Raw genomic sequence first — 21,438 nt, 5'->3', positions numbered from 1 at the left:
GTGCCCTCGCACGGCAGCGCGCGCTACGCTCACGCCCATGCCTGCCGCGCAGCTCCCCGCCGACCTCCTCCTCGAGCACGGCGCGGTGCGCCTGCGCCCCCTCACCCTCGACGACGCCCCGCGGCTCCGCGCGCTCGTCGACGCCGGGTCATGGGCGGGGATGAGCTCGCCCCTGCCCACGTCGGACGAGGCCATGGCCGCCCACCTCGCCCAGCTCATGGCCCGCGAGGACCTCACCGCGTTCGCCGTCGAACGGGACGGGGAGTTCGTGGGCCGCACCGCGTACTACGAGCACGTGCCCGGGGTGCGCGTGGACGTGGGGCACACGATCTACGCGCGCGAGGTCTGGGGCACGGAGGTGAACCCGGCGTGCAAGCTGCTCCTGCTCCGCCACGCGTTCGAGGCGCTCGGCGTGGAGCGGGTGGGGCTGCGGTGCGACCACCGCAACACCCGCTCCCACCGGGCGATCCTGCGCCTCGGCGCGACCTTCGAGGGCACGCTGCGCGCCTTCCGGCCCGCCGCGGACGGCACCGTCGCGGACGTCGACTACTTCAGCGTGCTCGCCGCCGAGTGGCCCGCGGTGCGCGCGGGACTCGAGGCGCGGCTGGCCGGCTCGGCGCCCGCGGACTGAGCTGAGAGCGCCGTCCGCCCGCGCGGCGCCGTCAGCGCACCACCTCGTCGGCGTCCCCGGTGAGGCCGAGCGTCTCGGCCACGTAGTCCACGTCCTTGTCGCCGCGGCCCGAGAGGTTCACCAGGATCCGCTGGTCCGTGCCGAGCCCGGGAGCCATGCGGATCGCGCGGGCCACGGCGTGCGCGGACTCGAGCGCGGGGATGATGCCCTCCAGCTTGGTGAGGCGCTGGAAGGCCTCGAGCACCGCGGCGTCGTCCTCGGCGACGTACTCCACGCGGCCCAGCTGCGCCAGGCGTGCGTGCTGCGGCCCGACGCCCGGGTAGTCCAGGCCCGAGGCGATCGAGTGCACCGGGTCCGGCACGCCCTGCTCGTCCTGCAGGACCTTCGTGGCCATGCCGTGCAGGACGCCGTCCACGCCCTGCGCCATCGACATCGCGTGCTCGCCCTTCGTGGCCGAACGACCGCCGGGCTCGACGCCGATCAGCCGCACGTCGGCGTCGTCGAGGAACGCGGTGAACGCGCCCATCGCGTTGGATCCGCCGCCCACCGCCGCGACGACGGCGCTCGGCAGCGCGCCGTAGCGCTCCAGGAACTGGGCGCGCGCCTCGCGACCGACCACGGCCTGGAAGTCCCGCACGATCGTGGGGAACGGATGCGGGCCCACCACGGAACCGATCGCGAAGAGATAGTGCGCCGGGTCGGAGGCGTACACGTCGAACGCGGAGTCCACGGCCTCCTTGAGCGAGCGGCCCTCCCGGTCCACGGAGACCACCGTGGCGCCGAGCAGGCGCATGCGCACCACGTTGGGGTGCTGCTTGGCCACGTCGATCGATCCCATGTGGATCTCGCAGTCCAGGCCGACCATCGCGGCCGCCGTCGCCAGGGCCACGCCGTGCTGTCCCGCGCCGGTCTCGGCGATCAGGCTGCGCTTGCCCATGCGCTTGGCCAGCAGCGCCTCACCGATGGTGTGGTTGATCTTGTGGGCGCCCGTGTGGTTCAGGTCCTCGCGCTTGAGGACGATCCGGGCGCCGCCCAGCTCGTCGGAGAGGCGGTCCAGCGGGGTCAGCGGGGACGGACGCCCGACGACGTCGCGCAGCAGGCGGCGGTACTCGGCGTAGAACTCGGGGTCGTGGCGGGCCTCCTCGTAGGCCTCGGCGACCTCGGCCATGGGGCCGGCGAGCTCCGGCGGCAGGACGGCGCCGCCGTAGGTGCCGAACATGCCGTCGGCGCCGGCCGTGAGGTCCGGGGTGTGCACGAGGTCCGTGGCCTCGGCGAGCGTGCGGGGCTCGGGGCGGGCGGCGTCGGCGGCCCGGAGCGCGTTGTCCTCTGGATTGCGGTGGGTCATGGCGGTCTCCTTCAGGGTGGGGTCAGGCGGGAGCCTGGCCGTCCCGGGCCGCTCATGGGACGAGCCGCCCGGATTCCGGACGGCTCGTTCGTGGTGTGCGCACGACGTGGAGACCGCCCTCAGGCGGTCCACCACTGCTGCGCACGGATCTGCATGGGGACGAGGGTACTCCTGCCGCAGGGCGGCGGGTGTCGCTGTGACGACCCGCCGCCGCGCTCACGACGCCGCGTCCTCCCCCGGCCCTGCGCCCTCGGCCAGGAGGGTCAGGGCCTGCGCCGCGTCCACGGGCAGCTCCGGCCGGGCCTGCAGGATGCGGCGGGTCAACTCCGCCCCCTGGGGCACCGGTGCGCCGAGCGGGGTGAGGCTGCGCACCCACCGGGCGGCGTCGCCGGCGTGGCGGAACCCCGCCTTGCGCAGGGGCAGGCGGGGATCGTGCGGGCCGGGGGCGGGCGCCCAGGCTCCTCCGACCCGGGACCGGATCAGACCAGCCCCTTCTGCCGCAGCCAATCCGCCGCCACCTGACGCGGCTGGCGCTTGGCCTCGCCCGCGTTGGCGGCGTTCATGGCCAGCAGGTCGTCCGTGGTCAGCTGCGCCTGGACGGCCTCCACGGCCTCGCGGATGCGGTCCGTCACCTTGTCCTTGGCCATCAGGGGGACCACGTTCTGCGCGGTGATCATGCCCTTCGGGTCCTCCAGGGTGACGAAGCCGTTGTCCTTGATGGCCGGCGTCGTGGAGAAGATGTTGGCCAGGTCCACGTCCCCGTCCACGAGGGCGCGCACGGTGAGGGGGCCGCCGCCGTCGCTGATGGGGGTGAACTCGAGCTTGTCCTGGGGCACCCCGTAGACCTCCTCCAGGCCGGCGAGGCCGGCGCCGTAGTCGCGCTGGGCGAGCTCGGGCAGGCCGCCCACGCGGAGGGTGCCGGGGTGGGCGGCGAGGTCGGCGAGGGAGGTGATCCCGTTCTCCTCCGAGAACGCCTTGGTGACGTTGTAGGAGTCCTTGTCCTCGGCCTGGGCCACGGCGAGGGTCGTCAGGTGGTCCGGGAGGGCCGCCTTCAGCGCGGCCTCCACGTCGGCCGACGACGTCGCGGTGGCCTCCTTGTCGACGTAGCCCAGGAGGTTGCCGGTGTACTCGGCGATCAGGTCGATCGAGCCGTCCTTGAGCGCGTCGAGGTAGACCTCGCGGGCGCCGATCTGCATGCGGCGCTCCACCTGCAGGCCCTTGGCCTCGAGGACCTGGGCGTACAGCTCGCCGAGGATCTCCGACTCCGCGAAGTTCGCGGAGCCCACCGTGACGGCGCCGCCGGCGTCGGTGCCGCCGGAGCCCGGCGCGGGGCTCGACGACCCCTCGGCCAGGGGGTCGCCGCCGCAGGCCGCCAGCAGCGGGGACGCGGCCAGCAGGCCGAGGACGGCGCGGCGCGGCGCGCGACGACTCAGGGCGGAGGAGAGGGGGGCGGAGGGGCGCGGGGAAGTCGCCATGGCGGGGGTCCTTTCGGTCAGGTGGGGTCAGGCGGGGGTGACGAGGCGTTGGAACAGGAGGAGGACGGCGTCGGAGACGAGGGCCAGGAGCGCGATCAGCACGGCCCCGGCGAGCATGGTGGTGTAGTCCTGCACGGCGAGCGCGTCGAACAGGTACCGCCCCAGCCCGCCCAGGCCCAGGTACGCGGCCACGGACGTGGTGGCCAGCACCTGCAGGGAGGCCGAGCGCAGCCCGCCGACGATCATCGGCAGGGCCAGCGGCACCTCCACCTGGGAGACGAGCTGCCGGGTGGAGTGCCCGTTCGCGCGGGCCGCGACGACGACGTCCCGGGGCACGGCATGCACGCCCGCGTAGGCACCGGCCAGCAGGGGCGGCACGGCCAGGACGACCAGCACGATCACCGCGGGGATCAGCGCCTGCCGCAGGCCCACCTGCAGGACGATCGCGAGGAACGTCAGCAGGCCCAGGGTCGGCAGGGCGCGCAGCGCGCTGGACACCGCGACGACGACGCGCCGCCCCTTCCCCGTGTGGCCGATCGCCACGCCGGCGGGCAGGGCGATCACGGCGGCGATCGCGAGGGCCAGCAGGGAGTAGCCGAGGTGCTCGGCCACGCGGGCGGGCACGCCGCCGGGGCCGGTCCAGTGGGCGGGGTCGGCGAACCAGGCGAACAGGTCGGCGATCATCGGGTGACCCCCTCGGCGGGGGCGGTCACGGGGTCCGTGACGGCGTCGGTGAGGGCGGCGTCGTGCCGGGCGTCCTCGGGGGCGGGAACGGTCCGGCGTCCGCGCCGCGTCCACGGCATCAGGGCGGCGGCGAGGGCCACGAGCGCGGCGTCGAAGAGGACGGCGAGCAGCACGGTGCCCGCGATGCCCACGAGGATCTCCGTGAGGAACGCGCGGGCGTACCCCTCGGTGAACAGGGTGCCCAGGGAGGGGACGCCGATCAGCGCGCCCACGGACACCAGGGAGAGCGTGGAGGCGCTGACCACGCGCGTGCCCGCCAGCAGGGACTCCCCCGCCAGGGGCAGCTCGACGCCCCAGAACCGCTGCGACGGGCTGTGGCCCTGCGCGGTGGCGGCGTGCAGGACGTCGGGGTCGAGGGCGTCGAACGCCTCGGAGGCGCTGCGGGTCAGCAGGGCGGCGCCGTAGAGCGTCAGGGCGATGACCACGTTCAGCGGGTCCAGGATCCTCGTGCCGATCAGCCCGGGCAGGATCACGAACACCGCGAGGGACGGGATCGCGTAGAGCAGGCTGGAGCCGCCCACGGCCAGGCGTCGTCCCCAGCGGGAGACGTTCGCGGCCCGGCCCAGGGGCACGGCGATCAGCACGCTGAGCAGGATCGCGGGCACCGCGAGTGCGACGTGCCGCAGGGTCAGGTCCAGGATCAGGTCCAGGTTCTCCGCGATCCAGGTCATGGCGTCTCCAGGAGACCGGCCACGCGGCCGGCGGCGTCCACCACGGTGGCCGTGCCGGCGCGCTCCTCCACGTGCAGGCGACGCCGGTCCCCGCCCACGAACCGGTCGACGAACCCGTCCGCCGGGTGCAGCAGGATCTCCTCCCCGCGGCCCCGCTGGGCCACCTGCGCACCCGTGCGCAGCACGAGGACCTCGTCCCCGAGGAGGACGGCCTCGTCGACGTCGTGGGTGACGAACAGGACGGTCTTCGCGAGCTCCCGCTGGATCCGCAGCAGCTCGGCCTGCAGCTCGGCCCGGACCACGGGGTCCACGGCGGAGAACGGCTCGTCCATGAGGAGGATGTCTGGGTCCGAGGCCAGGGCGCGGGCCACGCCCACGCGCTGGCGCTGGCCGCCGGAGAGCTGGTCCGGGCGCCGCCGGGCCGCGTCTGCGGGCAGGCCCACCAGCTCGAGCAGCTCGTGCGCCCGGGAGCGATCCGCGGCGGAGACCCGGCCCGTGAGACGCGGGACGGTGAGGACGTTGTCCAGCACGGTGCGGTGGGGCAGCAGGCCCGCCTGCTGCATCACGTAGCCGATCCGGCGGCGCAGGCGCACCGGGTCCACGGAGGCGACGTCGGCGTCGTCGATCCACACCCGGCCCGAGGTGGGGTCCACCATGCGGTTGACCATCTGCAGCAGCGTGGTCTTCCCGCAGCCCGAGGAGCCCAGCAGCACCGTGGTGGTGTGCGAGGGCACCTCCAGGCTGAAGTCCTCCACGGCGGCGGTGCCGTCGTCGAAGACCTTGCCCACGTGCTCGAAGCGGATCATGGCGGGAGCCTCCAGGTGAGGTCGGCAGGGCGCCGGCGGGGTCGGCGGTCGGTGCCCCACCCTAGGGGCGGGATGTGCCCCCGGTCACGGGTGGGGGCACCCCGGGTCAGCCGCGGGGAGCATCACGCCGACGGAGCCCGGCGCCGTCGGAGCGCGGGGGCCTTCCGCGGACGCGCGGGCGGTGCTTGCATGAGCGCATGAGCCTGCGCCTGTCCCACACCACCTGGGACGCCCTGGACCCCTACGCCGTCGCTGAGTTCTGGCGCGAGCTGATGGGCTGGGACGTCGCCGAGCCCGACTCCTACGCCCCCGGATCCGACGAGTGCTACCTGGCCACGGCCGAGGGGTACACGGTGCTCTTCTACCGGGTGCCGGACGCCAAGCGCGTGAAGAACCGCGCCCACATGGACCTCATGACGGCAGGCACCACGCGGGACGAGGAGGTCGAGCGTGCCCTGGGCCTCGGCGCGAGCATGGTGGACGACCGCCGCGGCGATCTCGGCTGGGCCGTGCTGGCCGACCCCGAGGGCAACGAGTTCTGCATCCTCGACACCGGGGACTGACCCCGGCCGGGGTCCGCACGACGACGCCGGCCCGGTCGCGGGGACCGGGCCGGCGTCGTCGTGCCGGCGGGCGGAGCGCCCCGCCGCCGCGTCAGGTCACGGCGTCGGCATGCCGCCGGTCACCGGGATGGTCGCGCCCACCACATAGGAGGACTCCGGCGAGGCCAGGAACACGTACGCCGGGGCGAGCTCGGTGGGCTGCCCGGCGCGACCCAGCGGGGTGGACTGGCCGAACTCCGGCAGGGCCTCCGGCTTCTGGCCGCCGGAGGGCTGCAGCGGGGTCCAGATCGGACCGGGCGCCACGGCGTTCACGCGGATGCCCTTCGGGGCCAGCTGCTGGCCGAGGGCCTTGGTGAAGGTGTTGATGGCGGCCTTGGTGGAGGAGTAGTCCACCAGCTGCTCCGGGGCCATGTAGGCGACCACGGAGGTGGTGTTGATGATCGTGGAGCCCGGCTTCAGGTGCGGCAGGGCGGCGCGGACCAGGCGGAACTGGGCCAGGATGTTGATGTCGAAGGTCGCCTCGAGCTGCTCGTCGTCGATCTGCTCGAACTCCTCCTGGGCGACCTGCTTGCCGCCGTTGTTCACGAGGATGTCGAGGCCGCCGAGCTCCTGCACGGCGCGCTCCACGAGGTCCTTGCAGAACTGCTTGTCCCGCAGGTCGCCGGAGACGGTCACGGCCTTGCGGCCCTCCGCCTCGATGACCTCCTTGACGTGCTGCGCGTCCTTCTCCTCCTCCGGCAGGTAGGTCAGCACCACGTCGGCGCCCTCGCGCGCGAACGCGATCGCGGTGGCCGCGCCGATGCCGGAGTCGCCGCCGGTGATGAGCGCCTTGCGGCCCTCGAGACGGCCGGTGCCGCGGTAGGACTTCTCACCCAGGTCGGCCTTCGGGGTCATCTCGGCGTCCAGGCCGGTGCCGGGCAGGGACTGCTCGGGCGGGCTGATCACGGGGTAGCGCTTCGTGGGGTCCTGCAGGGTGAGCTGGTCGGTGGTGGTGGTGTTGGTGTCGTCGTTCGCCACGGCGTACTCCTTCTCTTCTCAGGGACGGCGCGCGGTCGACGCGCCGTCCCTCCACCATAGGAACCGGCCTGGTCCGCGGGCCACGGTTGGTGCGCGGCGCCGGGCCCGACCGCGACCGGCCGGTTTCTGGGCGGCTTCTTGGAAGGGGCCGCCCACGCTGGAGGCATGGCCACCGCCCTCCTCCCCCCGAACAGCCCGTCCCACCCCCTCCGCCGCGCTCCCGGCGGACGCCCCGCGCTCGCCCCGGTGCGCATCGTGGCGGCGTTCCTCGCCGCGGTGCTCGTGGTGGGCGGCGGACTGGCGCTCATCCCCGTCACGGCCGACCTGCCGGTGACCCGCGCGTTCAACGACTGGAACACCGGCGCGGTGGGTGTGCTCAGCAACGCCCTGTACCAGGCGCTGGAACCGGCGTTCGCGGTGGTCCTCGCCCTGGCGGTGGCGAGCCTGGTGGCCCTCCGGCGCGGGGACCTGGCGCTGGGCGTGCGCCTCGGCCTGGCCGTGGCGCTCGCCTGGCTGCCGGTGGGGGCAGTGAAGCTGCTCGTGCACCGCCCCCGCCCCGCGGCCGCCGCCCTGCCGCACCCCACGGCGGTGCCCGCCGTCGACTGGACCTTCCCCAGCGGCCACGTCGCCTTCGTGGCGGCCATGGCCTTCATGCTGGTCCTCGCGTCCCGCACCTCCGGTCAGCGCGCGGCTCGCGCGGTGCTCGGCGTGGTGGCCGTGGCGGTGATGGTGGCAACCGTCCTGGTGCTCGGCGTGCACTACCCCACGGACGTGCTCGCCTCCCTGGCGTGGGTCCTGCTGGCCGGCCCGCTCATGTGGCAGCTGGCCGGGCTCGTGGCCGGGCCCCTGCGCCGCCTGACGGACCGCCGGGGGGCGCACCGCGCCTGACCCGCGGAGCACCCGCCGCCAGGACGCACCGCACCGCCTCAGGTCGGGGTGCCGAGGCGGTAGCCGACCCCGCGGACGGTCTCCACGAGGGATCGGTCCGTCTTGCGACGCAGGTAGTGGACGTAGGTGTCCACGGTGCCCTCCTGCTCGCCGTGCTCGAACACGGCGCTGAGCAGGTGGGCCCGGGTGAACGCGGTGTCCGGGGCGGAGGCGAGCACGGCCAACAGGGCGGACTCCTTCTCCGTGAGCAGGATCCGCCCGGTGTAGGGCGACTCCACCGTGCGGTTGTCCGGGTAGAACATCCACGAGCCGATCTCCACGCCCGCCCCGCGGCCCGAGTAGTCGCGGGTCAAGGCGCGCAGCCGGGCCTGCAGCTCGGCCACCTCGAACGGCTTGACGAGGTAGTCGTTGGCGCCGGCGTCGAGGCCGTGCACGCGGTCCTCGAGCTCGCCGTAGGCGGTGAGCAGCAGGGCCGGGACGGCCACGCCGCGAGCGCGCAGCTCGCGGACCAGGTCGACGCCGTCGCCGTCGGGCAGGCCGCGGTCCACCACCAGGACGGCGAACAGCCGGCGGTCCAGCTCGGCCCGGGCCGCCGCCAGGGTGGGCGACCAGGTCACCTCCCAGTCCAGGGAGAGCAGGTCGCGCAGCAGGGGGCCGAGGCGGTCGTCGTCCTCGATCAGCAGCAGGTCGGGGCCCGTCATCGCGCCTCCTGCGCGGCGGGCAGGGTCAACAGCATCACGGTCCCCTCCGGACCCGTGGACTCCACGCGCACCTCGCCCCGGTAGCGATGGGCGGTCTCCCGCACGAGCGCCAGGCCGATCCCGTGGGAGGACCGCGGCACCGCCCCCGGCCCCGAGCCCGGCACGGCGGCGGGCCTGCCGCGCGCGAACCGGTCGAACACGTGGTCCGGCTCCACGCCCTGGATGCCCGCTCCTCGGTCCGCCACCCGCAGCTCGACGACGCCGCGGACCCGCTCCCCGGAGACCGTCACCTCGGTGCCCGGCGGGGCGAAGCCCAGGGCGTTGTCCAGGAGGGCCGCCAGCATGCGGCGCAGGGCCGCCTCCGGGAGGGCGACCGGCAGGGAGGGCAGGTCCGCGCGCAGCCGCACCCCGCGCTCCTCGGCGCCCACGAGACTCAGGTCCGCGCACGCGGCGGCGGCGACCTCGCCGGCGTCGCACATGCCCTCCGGCGCGGAGTCCAGGCGGGCGGTGCTGAGCATGTCCTCGACCACCCCGGCCATGACGTCGGTGTCCCGGCGCAGCTCGTCCGCGAGGGGTTCCAGCGGGTCCCCCGCGGGGACGCGGGCCTGCAGGACCTGGGTGCGCGCGCTCAGCACGGTCAGCGGGGTGCGCAGCTCATGGCTGGCGTTGGAGACGAACTCCCGCTGGCGGCGCAGGGCGTCCGCGAGCGGCTGCACGGCGCTCCGGGAGAACCACAGGCTCGCGAACCCGGTGATGAGCACGGCGGCGGCGCCCGCCAGGATGGCCGCGGTGGCCAGGTCCACGAGGTCCAGCTGGACCGTGACGGTGGCGTCGGCGTCCCGGGGGTCTACGCCCGGGTGGGCGATCTGCCACCAGAGGTAGCCGAAGAAGACGCCCGCCCCGCCGAGGACCAGCGCGGCGCACGCCAGGGCCGTCCGCAGACCGATCCGGCGCGCGGCGCGGGCCACGAGGGCGGCGTCGGGGCCGGGCGCGGGGCGGCCGCGGAGGGCGGGGGTCGGGCTCACGCCGACACCCTAGCGCCGGGTGCGGCCAATCTTGGCCGATTCTGGGAGCCGGGCGGTGACGATGGACCGCGACGGCCCGCCCGGGCCACCCCCACGGAAGGACACCCGCCCATGCCAGTGCTGACGAACATCCTCGACGCCGCCTCCATCCTGCACTCGCTCGGCCCCTGGACGCTCGGCGGCATCGGCTCGATGGTGTTCATCGAGTCCGGCGTGCTGTTCCCGTTCCTGCCCGGCGACTCCCTCCTGGTCACCGCCGCGGCCCTGCACGTGGAGCTGGGCATCGCCCTGTGGGCGATCATCCTCGTGGCCGGCCTCGCCGCCATCCTCGGCGACCAGGTGGGCTTCTACCTCGGCCACAGGTACGGGCGCCGGCTCTTCAAGGACGACGCGCGGGTGCTCAAGACCGAGCGCCTCGCCCAGGCGGAGGCCTTCTTCGAGCGCCGCGGCCCGCTGGCCCTCGTGCTCGGCCGCTTCGTGCCCATCGTCCGCACCTACGTGCCGGTGGCCGCGGGCACCGCGGGCATGCCCTACCGCTCCTTCGTGGGCTGGAACATCGGCGGCGCGGTCGCGTGGGTCTGCTCGATGGTGGCCGTGGGCGCCCTGCTCGGCCAGATCCCGGGCATCACGAAGTCCATCGACGGGATCATGATCCTGATCATCGTCATCTCGGTGGCCCCGATCGCGATCCAGGCCCTGCGCGCCCGCCGCAAGGCCCGCCGCGACGCCGTCATGACCGAGGGGCAACCGGTCGCCTGACGGACGACGCCGGACGGTCGGGCCGGCGTGACGAGGCCCCCGCGGGTGAGCCCGCGGGGGGCTTCGTCGTGCGTGGGGAGGGTCAGGCCGCCGGCCGGACCGGCACGGCGAGCCCGGTGACGAGGGTCTCCGGGTCGGTGTCCGGGGTGGGCGGGGTGTCGTAGGCCTCCCAGCAGAGGCCGCCGGGCTCGTGGCCGTTCTCGCGGAGGGCGTCCAGGAATGCGGGCCAGGCCTCGGAGAGGAGCTCGTAGGTGCCCGTGTGCTTCGCGACGCCGAGGCTGCCCGCCGGGAGGTCCGACGGCTCGATCCGCACCCCGTCCACCTCGAGCGGTGCCGCTAGCTGTGATGTCCAGGGACGTTGTTGCGTGAGCAGCTGACAGGCGAAGGCCTCCTGTTGCGAGAGTGGAGTTGTCAAGAAACCGCTCACGCGAACAGAAGGCCTTCATGTCCCACGCTAACGCCGCCCTGACCCCTCGCGCCCGTCTACGCCTGGCCAAGCTCATCGTCGATGAGCACTAGCCGGTCGCCACCGCGGCCAAGATGTTCATGGTCTCCCCACCCACCGCACGCAAATGGGCCACCCGCTTCCGGGCCGAGGGACCTGCAGGCATGGTCGACCGGTCCAGCCGGCCGGCCACGATGCCGACCAGAACATCGCCTGCAGTGGTGAAACAGATCGTGGCCGCCAGAAGGCGCCGGCGCCTGGGGCCCGTGCAGATCGCCTCAGAACTCGGGATGCCGGCATCCACCGTCCATGCCGTGCTCGTGCGTTGCCGGATCAACCGCCTCGCCCGTCTGGACCGGGTCACCGCCGAGCCGATCCGCCGCTATGAGCACCCCCACCCCGGCTCGCTGATCCACGTTGACGTCACGAAGTTCGGACGCATCCCCGACGGGGGCGGGCACCGATTCGTCGGGCGTCAGCAGGGCATGAAGCACCGCGCGGCGACTTCGGACCGAGAAGGAACCCGTGATGCCCGATACCAGCCCCGGCTCGGGGTGGGCTTCCTGCACACCGTGATCGATGACCACTCCCGCTTCGCGTATGTCGAGATGCACTCCGACGAACGCAGCCAGACCGCCATCGCGGTGCTGCGCCGCGCGGTCGCTCACTTCGCGCAGCTGGGCGTGGAGGTGGAGCGGGTGCTCTCGGACAACGGTTCGGCCTACCGCTCGCATGCCTGGCGGGATGCTTGCACCGAGCTCGGGATCAAGCCCAAGCGGACTCGGCCCTACCGACCGCAGACGAACGGGAAGATCGAGCGGTTCCATCGCACGCTCGCTGACGGGTGGGCCTACGCCAAGTTCTACGGCTCAGAGACCGAACGCAGGGCCGCGTTGCCTGGGTGGGTGCACTTCTACAATCATCACCGAGTCCACTCCGCGATCGGAGCCGCACCTGCCAGCAGGCTCAACAACCTCCCTGGACATCACAGCTAGCTGTACTGACCGGCGACGTTGATCGACCCGTGGAACCACTGGGCCTTGATGGGTGACTTCAGGGTCACCTATTGTTCTCGACGTGACCTCTTCTGACGACGACACGGTCCTCCTGGCCCTGTCCCATCCGGGCAGGCGGGCGCTGCTCGATGCCCTGCACGAGCGCGACGGCCAGAGCGTGACCGATCTTGGACAGGCCCTGCCCGAACTGGGTCGTCATGCAGTGCTGAAGCACCTCGGCGTCCTGGAGGACACCGGTCTGGTCACGTCCCACAAGGCAGGGCGAACCCGCCTCTGCTACCTCAACGCCGCCCCCCTGGTCGCCTTGGCGCAACGCTGGCTCGACGACTACGCCCTCGGCTGGGGGCAGGCACTGAACCGCCTCAAGAGCACGTCCGAACGGAGACCGGAAGCCATGACCACCGCCGCGCCCCTGCACCGCCAGGCCATCGTCATCGACGCCACGCCCGAACGCGTCTGGACCGCCCTCACCCAGGAATGCTCCTCCTGGTTCTTCGCCACCACGCTCAACTCATCGCTGGAACCGGGCAGCGACTACACCTACACCTACCCCGACGGACGACGGGCCGCTGAGGGCACGATCATCGCCGCCGACCCCGGTCAGCGCCTCGAGATGACCTTCTCGCCGACCTGGGACGACGCGGTGACGCCGGAAGCCCCGTTCCGCCTCGTGTGGTCGCTCGCTGCCCAGGGCGGGGCCACCCTGCTCACTGTCGAGCACTACGAGCTCGACCCATCCACCGAAACGGCGCGACAGGTCGGGCCCGGCAGCCTGTTCCTCATCTCCAACATCAAGACCTGGATTGAGACAGGCAAGCCCATGCACGACTGACCCCACTACGACCGGGCGTTGCATCCACCTCCGTCTTCGCCTTCGAGACGGGCCAGTCCAGTTGGCCTGCCACGAACTCGGGATCCGGCACCAGCGCACCCGGCCCTCTCGTCCGCAGACCAACGGCAGGATCGATGGACCGACGTCCCCGGTCAGCGGACTCCGGCGCCTCACCGGAGCCGCCGGTCAGCCCGCGGTACTTGGAGAACGCCGGGCCCGCGGGGGCGCACGCGCCCCGCTGCACGGCGGCGCCGAGCGCGCGGAACGCAGTGTCCATGAACTGCGGCAGCGTGCCCATCGCCTGGCCCGGGCTATGCACCACCACCGTGGGGAAGCCGGGGAAGTCGATGACGTGCGTCTCGGAGAGGGTGCTCATGGGGTCACCGTAGGGGCGGGGTCAGCGGGGCGACAGCCAGCTGTGGACGACGGTGGCGCTCACCCGCCGACGTTCGCCCAGTCGAGCCCAGAGAGGCAGAGGCCGCCGTCGGCCAGGTCGGAGAAGGCCAGCGAGCCCGGGACCCGCGCCCCAGGGGCGGCCGCCTCGGCCCCGGCCTCCACGTTGATCACCCAGGCCGGCTCGCCACCCCGCGTCAGCTCGGCGGGGAGGTCCGGACCGGGCCGTTCGGGCTCGCCTGCGCCGGCGCCGCGCCAGGCCGCAGGATCACCCGTGACCACGGAGACTCCGGGGCACGCGGGCAGGCCGTCCCCGCCCCGCTGGGCCGCGGCGATGACGTCCCGGGTGGCGGACTTCACGGCCGCCCCGTCGGGTCCCCACACCACCGTCTCCGGCACCGCACAGCCCCCGGCGCCGAGGGTGACGGCGGCCGCCCCGGCGAACATGCCGAGGGCCCGGCGGGCGGGGTGGCCGCCGCGGGAAGGGCGATCTCCTGCGTGGGTCATGTGTCCATGATGCCGCACGGGTGTGCCGGTCCGGCGTGCCGGAGGATGGTGCCCATGACCGAGTCGCACGCACCCTTTCCCGACAGCTCCCCCGCCCGCCCGCGCCGTTTCCTCGAGGTGGACGTGTTCGCCACCGGGCCGCTCACGGGCAATCCGCTGGCCGTCGTCGTGGACGCCGAGGGCCTCACGGACGGGCAGATGCAGGCGGTGGCCGCGTGGACCGGCTTCTCCGAGACCACGTTCCTGCTGCCGCCCACGGACCCCGCCGCGGATTACCGCGTGCGCATCTTCACCCCGCGCGAGGAGTTCGACTTCGCCGGGCACCCCACCCTCGGCACCGCCCTGGCCTGGCTGCACACCGGGGGCACGCCGCGCACCCCGGGGCGGGGCGGTGGCTCGACGGCGCTGGTGCAGGAGTGCGGCGCGGGTCTCGTCCCCGTCACCCTGGCCGGCGACGGCCTCCTCGCCTTCGCCACGCCGCCGCTCCGCCGCTCCGGGCCGCTGGGTGAGGAGGACGTCCGAGCGATCGCGGCGGGTCTGCGCATCGACCGGGATGCGATCCTCGACCACGGGTGGGGTGACAACGGCCCGGGCTGGCAGCTCGTCCGGGTGGCCGACGCCGAGGCCGTGCGCGCCCTGGAGCCGCGCGGGCACGAGGAGCTGAAGGTCGGCGTCGTCGGGCTGGAGCCCGAGGGCGCGGAGACCGCCTACGAGGTGCGGGCGTTCGCGTACGGCGGTGAGGACCCGGTGACCGGCAGCCTCAACGGCGCGCTGGCGCAGTGGTTGCGCGGGGCCGGACTGGTGCCGCCGCGGTACGCGGCCGCGCAGGGCTCGCAGGTGGGGCGGCGCGGGCGGATCCACGTGCACGACGACGGCGCGCGCATCTGGGTGGGCGGGCGCGCGGCCGTGCTGGTGGACGGGACGCTCACGCTCTGACCGGCCTGGGCGGGCCGCCCCGCGCCGGCCCGGTCCCCGCGAAGCCCCCCGCCCTCGCCCCCCCGCCAGGGCTGGCAGACACGCCGCAATCCCCGCGAGGTAGCGGCGTGTCTGCCAGCCCTGGCGGAAGCGGACGGGCATGGGGGCGGAAGGGAACGGGCGTGGGGGCGGGGGTGCGGCCGGGCGGGCCCGCGGGCCGGGTCAGGCCTTGGCGAGCGCCAGGCGGGCGCCGAAGCCCACGAGGGCGGTGCCGACCACGCCGTCCATCCCGCGCTGCACGGCCGGGCGTCGCAGCCAGCCGCTCACCACGCCCACCAACGCGATCAGCAAGACGAACCAGGCGAGGCAGACCGCGATGTGCACGACCGCCAGGAGCACGCCCATCACCGCGGGGGCCACACCGGGGACCATGAACTGCGGGATCAGCGCCACGTAGAACGCGCCGACCTTCGGGTTCAGCAGGTTCACGGTGAAGCCGGTGCGGAAGGCCTGGCCGCGGCGGACGAGGGCGGGGGCGGCGTCGCCGTCGTGGTCCCCGGACGTGCCCCGGACCGCCGCGATCAGCATGCGCACGCCGAGATAGACCATGTAGGCGGCGCCGATCCAGCGCAGCGCGGTGTACGCGAGCTCGGACGCGGCCAGCAGGGCGCTGACCCCGAGGGCGGCCGCGACCGCCCACACGAACAGGCCGGCGCAGATGCCGGCGCTCGCGGCGAACGCGGCCCCGGAGCCCTGACGGCCGGCGTACCGCAGCACCAGGGCGGTGTCCAGGCCGGGCGTGAGCGTGATCAGCAGGGCCAGGAGCGCGAAGGAGAGCAGCGCCACGGTGAGGGTCATGCGCAGAAGCTATCAGCGGGGCCGGCGGCGCACGACGGACGTCTCACGATGCGGCTCCGCGCCCGCCCTGCACGACGAGCCCTGCAATATGGCCCCTCAACCAGGCGGGTAGGGGCCATATCGCAGGGCTCGTCGCGGGGGGCCGGGTGTCGCGGGGGGCCGGGGCCAGGCTGGGCGTCACAGCCCGCCGTGCACGAACTCCCCGCCCACGGCGGTGGCGACGACGTCGATCGCCGCGATCTGGTCGCTCGGCACCGCGCGCGGGTCCTCGCTGAGCACCGTGAAGTCCGCCAGCTGGCCCGCGGCGAGCCGTCCCTTGCGCCCGCCCCAGCCGGTCGCCTCGGCGGAGCCGACGGTGTAGGCGTGCAGGGCCTCGGCCACCGTCAGCCGCTCCGCGTCCGGGCCATACTGCTCGCCGGTCTCGGTGCGGCGCAGCACGAAGTCCTGGATGACCTCCAGCGGGCGGCCGCCGGCCACGGGGCGGTCCGAGCTGCCCGGCAGCACCAGGCCCGCGCGCAGCAGCCGCCCGGCCGGGTACGACAGCGCGGCCCGCTCCGGCCCGATCCGCTCCCGCACCGACCCGCCGAACGCGCTGATGAAGTTCGGCTGGGTGGCCATCACGACCTCCAGCTCGGCCATGCGGGCCACCTGATCGTCGCGGACCACCCCGCCGTGCTCCACGCGGTGCGGCATCACGGGGCGGCCGAACCGGCCCCGCGCCTCGGCGATCACGTCGAGCGCAAAGTCGAGGGCGGCGTCGCCGATCGCGTGCAGGGCCAGCGCCCAGCCGGCGGCCGCCGCACCGAGGCACGCCCGGCGCATCTCCCCCGCGTCCTGCTGCAGGTAGCCGCGGCCGTGGCCGTGGCCGCAGTAGTCCTCGGTCATCGCGGCTGTCTGGCCCAGCATCGACCCGTCCGTGAACACCTTCGCCGGCCCGATCTGCAGCCACTCGTCGCCCACCCCCGTGCGCACGCCGGCGTCGAGGGTGAGGTGCGTGCCGTCGTCGGGATGGCCGTCCACCGGGCGCAGCGCGTCCAGGGTGACCATCGTCTGGAATCGGGTGCGCAGCAGCCCCGCGTCCCGGGCGCGCTGATACGCCCCGAACTCGAGCGGGCTGTGCCCGATCCACCCGCCGGCCACCCCCGCGTCCGTCACCGAGGTGATGCCCTCGGCCGCGTACTCCTGCGAGGCCCGCGCCAGGCACGCACCGATGTGCTCGTGGGACTCCGGCTGCAGCAGCCGGGTCGCCAGGCTCATGGCGGTCTCCTCCAACAGGCCGGTGGGGCGGCCGGCGGCGTCCGTGAGGATCCGCCCGCCCTCGGGCTGCTGCAGCACCTGCTCCCCCACACCGGCCAGGACCAGCACCGCCCCGGACACCGTGACGGCGTGGCCCGTGTTGTGGCGGATGAGCACGGGGCGCCCGGAGGCGGCGGCGTCGAGGCTGTCCCGGTCCGGCTGGGGTCCGGTGAGGTGGCCGGGGTCGAAGCCGGTGCACGTCACCCAGGCGCCGGGGTCGAGCTCGGCGGCGCGGGCGCGGACCCGGCGGTGGACCTCCTCCGCGGTGCGCGCACCCTCGAGGTCCACGTCCAGCCGGGACTGGCCGAACCAGACGCTGTGCGCGTGGGCGTCGTTGAACCCGGCGAGGACGGTGCGCCCCCGCGCGTCGAGGCGTTCGCCCGCTGCGAGGCCGTCCAGCTCCTCGTCCACCCCGACGACGACGCCCCGCCACACCCCCAGCCGCGAGGCCGACGGCCGGGCGGGGTCGCCGGTGATGAGGCGGGCGTTCTCCACGATCAGGTCGAGCTGCATGGGGCGGGTCTCCTGGGGCGGGGCGGCGGGGGATGGTTCGCGAGCGTAGCCGGGCCGGGCTCAGGCGGGCAGGGTCGGGCTCAGGCGGGCCCGGCCGCCGCGTCCAGCGCCCGGGCGAGGTCGGTGAGGAGCTCCGCCGTCGGCTCGACGCCCACGGACAGGCGCACGAAACCGGCCGGGACGTCGTCGCCCCAGCGGGCGCGGCGCTCCGCCGCGGTGTGGGTGCCGCCGAAGCTCGTCTGCGCCACCACGTACGCGGCCGCCCCGATGAACCGCTCCGCCGCGGCCGCGTCCGCGAACTCCAGCCCGACGACGCCGCCGGCCGCCGTCATCTGGCGCGCGACGATCGCCGCGTCCGGGTGGTCCGGCAGCCCCGGGTAGGCCACCGCACGCACGGCCGGGTGCCCGGCCGCGAGCTCGGCGACCGCGAGCGCGGATGCGCACATGCGGGCGAAGCGGACCTCGAGGGTCTCCAGACCGCGGTGGATCAGCCAGGCCTCGTGGGTGCCGAGGATCCCGCCGGCCAGGGTGCGCCAGCCGCGCACGCGCGTCATCAGCTCGGGGTCGCGGGACGCGACGTGCCCGCCGAGGGCGTCGGTGTGCCCGTTGAGGGCCTTCGTGTCCGAGGCGACGACGACGTCCGCCCCCAGGTCCAGCGGCCGCTGCCCCAGCGGGGTCAGGGAGGTGTTGTCCACGACGACGAGCGCCCCCTTCCCGTCCCGCCGCCCGTTCGCGTGGGCGCGGGCGGCGACGTCGGCCAGGTCCGCGACGCGCAGCCCGGGGTTGGAGGGGGTCTCGACGAACACGAGGTCGTAGGCGGAGAAGCCGGCGTCCGCGAGGCCCGGCGTGGACACGAAGTCCACGTGGACGCCGGCGGGCACGAGGTGCTCCGCGGCGAGGGCGCGGGTGGCGCCGTAGCCGTCCGAGGGCAGCAGGGCGCGGCCGCCGGGGCGGAGCACGGGCAGCAGGGCGGCGGCGATGGCCGCCATGCCGGAGGGGACGACGGCGACGTCCGCGTCCTCGAGCACGCCGAGGGCGGCCTCGAGCGCGGCCCAGGTGGGGGTGCCCCAACGGGCGTACTGGAAGGCGACGTCCGCACCGGGGGCGACGGGGGCGCCGTCGGGCCCGGCCCCGGGCAGGTGGAACGCGGAGGCGTGCACCAGCGGCGGGGAGATGGCGTCGCCGGGGGCCATGCCGTGGGCGCGGTGGTGGAGGACGGGGCCGAAGGCGGGGGGCTGCGGGGATGCCATGGGGTCATTCTGCCGGGGCGCCGGGCGCGGATTCACCAGAGGAGCTGGCGGCCCCGGATCTGCCGCCCGAGGCAACGCTGGTTGACTTATCGCGGGTCCTGGGCGCGAAAACCCGTGATAACTCGACCACCGTTGCCTCGGCGGCCCCGCGCGGGCCCTCAGAGCCCCTCGAGCGCCTCCGGTGTCTCCGGCAGGATCTGGCCGCCGTCGACCACGATGCCCTGACCCGTGATGTACCGGGCGCCGTCGGAGGCGAGGAACGCGACGGTCGCCCCGATGTCCGCCGGCTCGCCGAGGTGCCCGGCAGGCACGGACCGCGCCATCGAGTCCAGGTACTCCTGGCCCATCTCCTCGAGACCCGGCGTGATGATGTTGCCCGGCAGCACCGCGTTCACGGTGACGCCCTGGCGCGCCAGCTCGATCGCCGCGGACCGCACGAAGCCCAGCTGCGCCGCCTTGGTCGCCCCGTAGTGCGACCACGCCGGGTAGCCCGTGTGGTTGCCGGTGATGGAGCTCGTGATCACCACGCGGCCCCGGCCCGAGGCGACCAGCGCCGGCAGCGCCGCCTGCACCGCGTGGATGGTGCCCTTCACGTTGACGTCGAAGATCAGGTCGATGTCCTCGTCCGTCATGTCCGCGATCCGGGCCTGGGGGTAGATGCCCGCGTTGGACGCGAGCACGTCCAGCCCGCCGAACTCCTCGACGACGGCGCCCACCACCTCGGCGCACGCCGCGCGGTCGCGGACATCCAGCACGTACGCGGGGAACCCGGCCTCGCGGGCGGCCGCGCACTCCTGCTCGGTCAGCCCCGTGACGGCGACCCGCGCCCCGGCATCCCGCAGCGACGCGGCGATGCCGGAGCCGATGCCCAGCGTGCCGCCCGTGACCAGCGCGGCCCGGCCGGCGAGCAGCACCGTGGCGGCAGGGGCGTCCGTGCGCGCGGCGGCGGGGCGGGTGTCGGAGTCGCCGACGGCGGTGTCGGTGGAGGTGGAGACGTCGGTCATGACGGGGTCCTCTCGGGTGCGGGAGCCGGCTGCGGAGGGTCGGGCGGGACGTCGATCCTGTGCCCCCGCTGTCGAGCCTAGGCCCGGTGTCCACGAAATGCACCGGCCGACCCCCTCCCGTTCCCGGGCAGCCACCACACGCTCGCTCGCCGTTCACACCGCGCCCCTACGGTGCGACACGCCGGTCCCCCTGGACCGGACCCGACCCACGCACGAAAGGCCACGATGTCCTCCCCCTCCCCGACCCTCAGCCGCCGGCGCCTGCTCGGCCTCAGCGGAGCGAGCGCCGCCGTCCTCGCCCTCGGGGTGAACGCCCCCGACGCGGCACACGCCGAGCCGCTGCCCCAGCGGGACGGCCTCTTCGGACTCGGGGTGGCCAGCGGCTATCCGCGGCCGGACGGCGCGGTCCTGTGGACCCGGCTCGCACCGGAGCCGTTGGCGGAGAACGGGCACGGCGGCATGCCGCTGCGCTCGGTGCCCGTGAAGTGGGAGGTCGCGCGGACCGCCGACTTCCGCCGCATCGTGGCCCGCGGCACCGCGCTGGCCCAGCCGGAGCTCGCGCACTCCGTCCACCCGCGCGTCGAGGGCCTGGCGCCCGGCACGGAGCACTTCTACCGCTTCGTGGTGGGCCCGCAGACGAGCCCCGTCGGCCGCTTCGTCACCCTCCCCGCAGCGGGCGCCGCCACGGACGACTACACCGTGGGCCTGATCTCCTGCCAGGCCTGGTATCACGGCCATTTCGCCGCTCACCGCCACCTGGCGCAGGAAGAGGACCTGGACCTCACCGTCTTCCTCGGCGACTACATCTACGAGTACGGCATCACCGCCGCGAACCTGTGGCGTCAGGGGGCCGAGGTCACGCCCGCGCACGCCGTGGAGATCGAGACTCTCGAGCAGTACCGGCTGCGGTACGCCCTGACGAAGTCGGACCCGCATCTGCAGGCGTTGCACGCCCGAGCGGCCGCCGTCGCCATCTGGGACGACCACGAGGTGCAGAACAACTACGTGGGCGCCGCCTCCTCCACCGGTATCCCCGAGGAGCTGTTCGCGCACCGCATCGCCGTCGCCTACCGGGCCTTCTACGAGAACCTGCCCGTGGACATCGACGCCCTGCCGGAGGGGCCGGAGTCGGACATCGTGGCGGGGCTCGACGTCGGCGCGCTGGCCCGCATCTCCCTGCTGGACACCCGCCAGTTCCGAGACGCCCCGCCGGCCGACGCCGCCGACCGCGAGCGCGAGAACCGCACCATGTTGGGCGCGGCCCAGGAACGGTGGGTCACCGAGCGGCTGCGCACGTCGCAGAGTCAGTGGAACGTGCTGGCCGGCGGCGTCGTGCTCGCGCCGATCTCCGATGACCGCACCGACCAGTGGGACGGCTACCCGGCCGCCCGCCGTCGCCTGCTGACGGAGATGAAGCGCGCGGGCAACGCCGTGATGCTCACCGGCGACATCCACAAGCACGTGGCCGCCGAGCTCCGCGGCGAGTCGGCGGGCCTGCCGGCCGGGCCGGCCGGCGTCGAACTGGTGACGACGTCCGCGGCTTCCGACGGCGACGGTGCGAAGACGGACAAGTACACGCCGGACTGGGTGCGGCACGACTACGTGCGCCACTACGACGGGCGGCGCGGCTACCTGCACCTGCGGTTCACGCCGGCGCAGCTGACGTCCTCGTTCTGGGTGGTGCCCTGGGTGGAGTCGGACGACACCGCGCCCAAGGAGCTCAGTGCCCGCTTCACCACCCCCGCCGGCAGCAGCCGCCTGATCGAGGCCTGAGGAGGACACCG

General features: G+C 74.3%; 22 protein-coding genes and 1 pseudogene. 8 read left to right on the top strand and 15 right to left on the bottom strand.

Annotated features, from left to right (window positions below; all coding sequences use genetic code 11):
- Nucleotides 1-37 precede the first annotated feature (37 nt).
- Nucleotides 38-631 carry a GNAT family N-acetyltransferase gene (locus KW076_RS02320; protein WP_224356056.1) on the top strand — a complete coding sequence of 198 codons (594 nt, stop codon included), beginning with the start codon at nt 38-40 and terminating at the stop codon, nt 629-631.
- Nucleotides 632-662: 31 nt separating this feature from the next.
- Here the strand turns inward: KW076_RS02320 and trpB are convergent, their stop codons facing one another.
- From trpB to KW076_RS02295, 5 genes are all read right to left on the bottom strand, one after another.
- Entirely contained in the window at nt 663-1,976 is a 1,314-nt protein-coding gene (trpB, locus tag KW076_RS02315; RefSeq protein ID WP_224356055.1) for a tryptophan synthase subunit beta, read from the bottom strand.
- Between the two features lie 479 nt (nt 1,977-2,455).
- Nucleotides 2,456-3,451 (bottom strand): ABC transporter substrate-binding protein, encoded by a 996-nt coding sequence (locus KW076_RS02310; protein WP_224356054.1) that lies wholly within the window; start codon nt 3,449-3,451, stop codon nt 2,456-2,458.
- 27 nt (nt 3,452-3,478) lie between these two features.
- Entirely contained in the window at nt 3,479-4,135 is a 657-nt protein-coding gene (locus KW076_RS02305; RefSeq protein WP_224356053.1) for an ABC transporter permease, read from the bottom strand.
- Nucleotides 4,132-4,866: an ABC transporter permease gene (locus KW076_RS02300; RefSeq protein WP_224356052.1), complete on the bottom strand. Its 735-nt coding sequence runs from the start codon at nt 4,864-4,866 to the stop codon at nt 4,132-4,134. The genes KW076_RS02305 and KW076_RS02300 overlap by 4 nt, the downstream gene beginning before the upstream one ends.
- Nucleotides 4,863-5,672, bottom strand: a complete 810-nt coding sequence (locus KW076_RS02295; RefSeq protein WP_224356051.1) for an ABC transporter ATP-binding protein — start codon at nt 5,670-5,672, stop codon at nt 4,863-4,865. The genes KW076_RS02300 and KW076_RS02295 overlap by 4 nt, the downstream gene beginning before the upstream one ends.
- Before the next feature lie 197 nt (nt 5,673-5,869).
- Between KW076_RS02295 and KW076_RS02290 the strand changes: the two genes are divergently transcribed.
- Nucleotides 5,870-6,235: a VOC family protein gene (locus KW076_RS02290; RefSeq protein ID WP_224356050.1), complete on the top strand. Its 366-nt coding sequence runs from the start codon at nt 5,870-5,872 to the stop codon at nt 6,233-6,235.
- A gap of 96 nt (nt 6,236-6,331) precedes the next feature.
- Here the strand turns inward: KW076_RS02290 and KW076_RS02285 are convergent, their stop codons facing one another.
- Nucleotides 6,332-7,252: an SDR family oxidoreductase gene (locus KW076_RS02285; protein WP_224356049.1), complete on the bottom strand. Its 921-nt coding sequence runs from the start codon at nt 7,250-7,252 to the stop codon at nt 6,332-6,334.
- A gap of 165 nt (nt 7,253-7,417) precedes the next feature.
- Here KW076_RS02285 and KW076_RS02280 point away from each other — a divergent pair, with 165 nt between their 5' ends.
- Entirely contained in the window at nt 7,418-8,140 is a 723-nt protein-coding gene (locus KW076_RS02280; protein WP_224356048.1) for a phosphatase PAP2 family protein, read from the top strand.
- A 38-nt stretch (nt 8,141-8,178) separates the two neighbouring features.
- On the opposite strand, the gene KW076_RS02275 is transcribed toward KW076_RS02280, so the two are convergent.
- Nucleotides 8,179-8,841: a response regulator transcription factor gene (locus KW076_RS02275; RefSeq protein ID WP_224356761.1), complete on the bottom strand. Its 663-nt coding sequence runs from the start codon at nt 8,839-8,841 to the stop codon at nt 8,179-8,181.
- On the bottom strand, nt 8,838-9,866 hold the full coding sequence (locus tag KW076_RS12565) for a sensor histidine kinase (RefSeq protein WP_286670228.1): 1,029 nt from the start codon (nt 9,864-9,866) through the stop codon (nt 8,838-8,840). Before KW076_RS12565 ends, KW076_RS02275 begins: the two co-directional genes overlap by 4 nt.
- Before the next feature lie 111 nt (nt 9,867-9,977).
- Here KW076_RS12565 and KW076_RS02260 point away from each other — a divergent pair, with 111 nt between their 5' ends.
- Nucleotides 9,978-10,625 carry a DedA family protein gene (locus KW076_RS02260; protein ID WP_224356047.1) on the top strand — a complete coding sequence of 216 codons (648 nt, stop codon included), beginning with the start codon at nt 9,978-9,980 and terminating at the stop codon, nt 10,623-10,625.
- An 82-nt stretch (nt 10,626-10,707) separates the two neighbouring features.
- On the opposite strand, the gene KW076_RS02255 is transcribed toward KW076_RS02260, so the two are convergent.
- Complete coding sequence (locus KW076_RS02255) at nt 10,708-10,938, bottom strand: GyrI-like domain-containing protein (protein ID WP_224356046.1); 231 nt, start codon at nt 10,936-10,938, stop codon at nt 10,708-10,710.
- A 131-nt stretch (nt 10,939-11,069) separates the two neighbouring features.
- Here KW076_RS02255 and KW076_RS02250 point away from each other — a divergent pair.
- Nucleotides 11,070-12,065, top strand: a pseudogene (locus KW076_RS02250) (IS481 family transposase).
- Between the two features lie 82 nt (nt 12,066-12,147).
- Nucleotides 12,148-12,918: an ArsR/SmtB family transcription factor gene (locus KW076_RS02245; protein WP_224356045.1), complete on the top strand. Its 771-nt coding sequence runs from the start codon at nt 12,148-12,150 to the stop codon at nt 12,916-12,918.
- On the opposite strand, the gene KW076_RS12685 is transcribed toward KW076_RS02245, so the two are convergent.
- Together KW076_RS12685 and KW076_RS02235 are read right to left on the bottom strand one after the other, a co-directional pair.
- Nucleotides 12,878-13,294, bottom strand: a complete 417-nt coding sequence (locus tag KW076_RS12685; RefSeq protein WP_434084353.1) for a hypothetical protein — start codon at nt 13,292-13,294, stop codon at nt 12,878-12,880. The two genes, KW076_RS02245 and KW076_RS12685, sit on opposite strands and share 41 nt — an antisense overlap.
- A 59-nt stretch (nt 13,295-13,353) precedes the next feature.
- Nucleotides 13,354-13,818, bottom strand: a complete 465-nt coding sequence (locus KW076_RS02235; RefSeq protein WP_224356044.1) for a hypothetical protein — start codon at nt 13,816-13,818, stop codon at nt 13,354-13,356.
- A gap of 54 nt (nt 13,819-13,872) precedes the next feature.
- On the opposite strand from KW076_RS02235, the gene KW076_RS02230 reads away from it, so the two are divergent.
- On the top strand, nt 13,873-14,754 hold the full coding sequence (locus KW076_RS02230; RefSeq protein ID WP_224356043.1) for a PhzF family phenazine biosynthesis protein: 882 nt from the start codon (nt 13,873-13,875) through the stop codon (nt 14,752-14,754).
- Between the two features lie 201 nt (nt 14,755-14,955).
- Here KW076_RS02230 and KW076_RS02225 read toward each other — a convergent pair whose 3' ends face one another.
- The 4 genes from KW076_RS02225 to fabG all read right to left on the bottom strand — a co-directional run bounded on the left by KW076_RS02225 (nt 14,956) and on the right by fabG (nt 19,654).
- Nucleotides 14,956-15,591 carry a LysE family translocator gene (locus KW076_RS02225; protein WP_224356042.1) on the bottom strand — a complete coding sequence of 212 codons (636 nt, stop codon included), beginning with the start codon at nt 15,589-15,591 and terminating at the stop codon, nt 14,956-14,958.
- 177 nt (nt 15,592-15,768) lie between these two features.
- Nucleotides 15,769-17,400 carry an amidohydrolase gene (locus KW076_RS02220; protein ID WP_224356041.1) on the bottom strand — a complete coding sequence of 544 codons (1,632 nt, stop codon included), beginning with the start codon at nt 17,398-17,400 and terminating at the stop codon, nt 15,769-15,771.
- Nucleotides 17,401-17,480: 80 nt separating this feature from the next.
- Nucleotides 17,481-18,650, bottom strand: coding sequence for a cystathionine gamma-lyase (locus tag KW076_RS02215; protein ID WP_224356040.1), 1,170 nt, complete (start codon nt 18,648-18,650; stop codon nt 17,481-17,483).
- Nucleotides 18,651-18,808: 158 nt separating this feature from the next.
- The gene (fabG, locus tag KW076_RS02210; protein WP_224356039.1) at nt 18,809-19,654 is read right to left on the bottom strand and encodes a 3-oxoacyl-ACP reductase FabG; all 846 of its coding nucleotides are present in this window, start codon (nt 19,652-19,654) and stop codon (nt 18,809-18,811) included.
- Nucleotides 19,655-19,879: 225 nt separating this feature from the next.
- Between fabG and KW076_RS02205 the strand changes: the two genes are divergently transcribed.
- Nucleotides 19,880-21,427 carry an alkaline phosphatase D family protein gene (locus KW076_RS02205; protein WP_224356038.1) on the top strand — a complete coding sequence of 516 codons (1,548 nt, stop codon included), beginning with the start codon at nt 19,880-19,882 and terminating at the stop codon, nt 21,425-21,427.
- Nucleotides 21,428-21,438 lie beyond the last annotated feature (11 nt).

The organism is Micrococcus porci (assembly GCF_020097155.1).
GTDB classification, from domain to species: domain Bacteria; phylum Actinomycetota; class Actinomycetes; order Actinomycetales; family Micrococcaceae; genus Micrococcus; species Micrococcus porci.
The sequence above is the reverse complement of the archived record's forward strand: the minus strand, read 5'-3'. Positions and strand labels throughout refer to the sequence as shown.

Excerpts from the sequence above, each read along its gene's own strand:
- KW076_RS02320 (WP_224356056.1), top strand. The coding sequence starts at position 38 with ATGCCTGCCGCGCAGCTCCCCGCCGACCTCCTCCTCGAGCACGGCGCG.
- trpB (WP_224356055.1), bottom strand. The coding sequence starts at position 1,976 with ATGACCCACCGCAATCCAGAGGACAACGCGCTCCGGGCCGCCGACGCC.
- KW076_RS02310 (WP_224356054.1), bottom strand. The coding sequence starts at position 3,451 with ATGGCGACTTCCCCGCGCCCCTCCGCCCCCCTCTCCTCCGCCCTGAGT.
- KW076_RS02305 (WP_224356053.1), bottom strand. The coding sequence starts at position 4,135 with ATGATCGCCGACCTGTTCGCCTGGTTCGCCGACCCCGCCCACTGGACC.
- KW076_RS02300 (WP_224356052.1), bottom strand. The coding sequence starts at position 4,866 with ATGACCTGGATCGCGGAGAACCTGGACCTGATCCTGGACCTGACCCTG.
- KW076_RS02295 (WP_224356051.1), bottom strand. The coding sequence starts at position 5,672 with ATGATCCGCTTCGAGCACGTGGGCAAGGTCTTCGACGACGGCACCGCC.
- KW076_RS02290 (WP_224356050.1), top strand. The coding sequence starts at position 5,870 with ATGAGCCTGCGCCTGTCCCACACCACCTGGGACGCCCTGGACCCCTAC.
- KW076_RS02280 (WP_224356048.1), top strand. The coding sequence starts at position 7,418 with ATGGCCACCGCCCTCCTCCCCCCGAACAGCCCGTCCCACCCCCTCCGC.
- KW076_RS02275 (WP_224356761.1), bottom strand. The coding sequence starts at position 8,841 with ATGACGGGCCCCGACCTGCTGCTGATCGAGGACGACGACCGCCTCGGC.
- KW076_RS02260 (WP_224356047.1), top strand. The coding sequence starts at position 9,978 with ATGCCAGTGCTGACGAACATCCTCGACGCCGCCTCCATCCTGCACTCG.
- KW076_RS12685 (WP_434084353.1), bottom strand. The coding sequence starts at position 13,294 with ATGAGCACCCTCTCCGAGACGCACGTCATCGACTTCCCCGGCTTCCCC.
- KW076_RS02235 (WP_224356044.1), bottom strand. The coding sequence starts at position 13,818 with ATGACCCACGCAGGAGATCGCCCTTCCCGCGGCGGCCACCCCGCCCGC.
- KW076_RS02230 (WP_224356043.1), top strand. The coding sequence starts at position 13,873 with ATGACCGAGTCGCACGCACCCTTTCCCGACAGCTCCCCCGCCCGCCCG.
- KW076_RS02225 (WP_224356042.1), bottom strand. The coding sequence starts at position 15,591 with ATGACCCTCACCGTGGCGCTGCTCTCCTTCGCGCTCCTGGCCCTGCTG.
- KW076_RS02220 (WP_224356041.1), bottom strand. The coding sequence starts at position 17,400 with ATGCAGCTCGACCTGATCGTGGAGAACGCCCGCCTCATCACCGGCGAC.
- KW076_RS02215 (WP_224356040.1), bottom strand. The coding sequence starts at position 18,650 with ATGGCATCCCCGCAGCCCCCCGCCTTCGGCCCCGTCCTCCACCACCGC.
- fabG (WP_224356039.1), bottom strand. The coding sequence starts at position 19,654 with ATGACCGACGTCTCCACCTCCACCGACACCGCCGTCGGCGACTCCGAC.
- KW076_RS02205 (WP_224356038.1), top strand. The coding sequence starts at position 19,880 with ATGTCCTCCCCCTCCCCGACCCTCAGCCGCCGGCGCCTGCTCGGCCTC.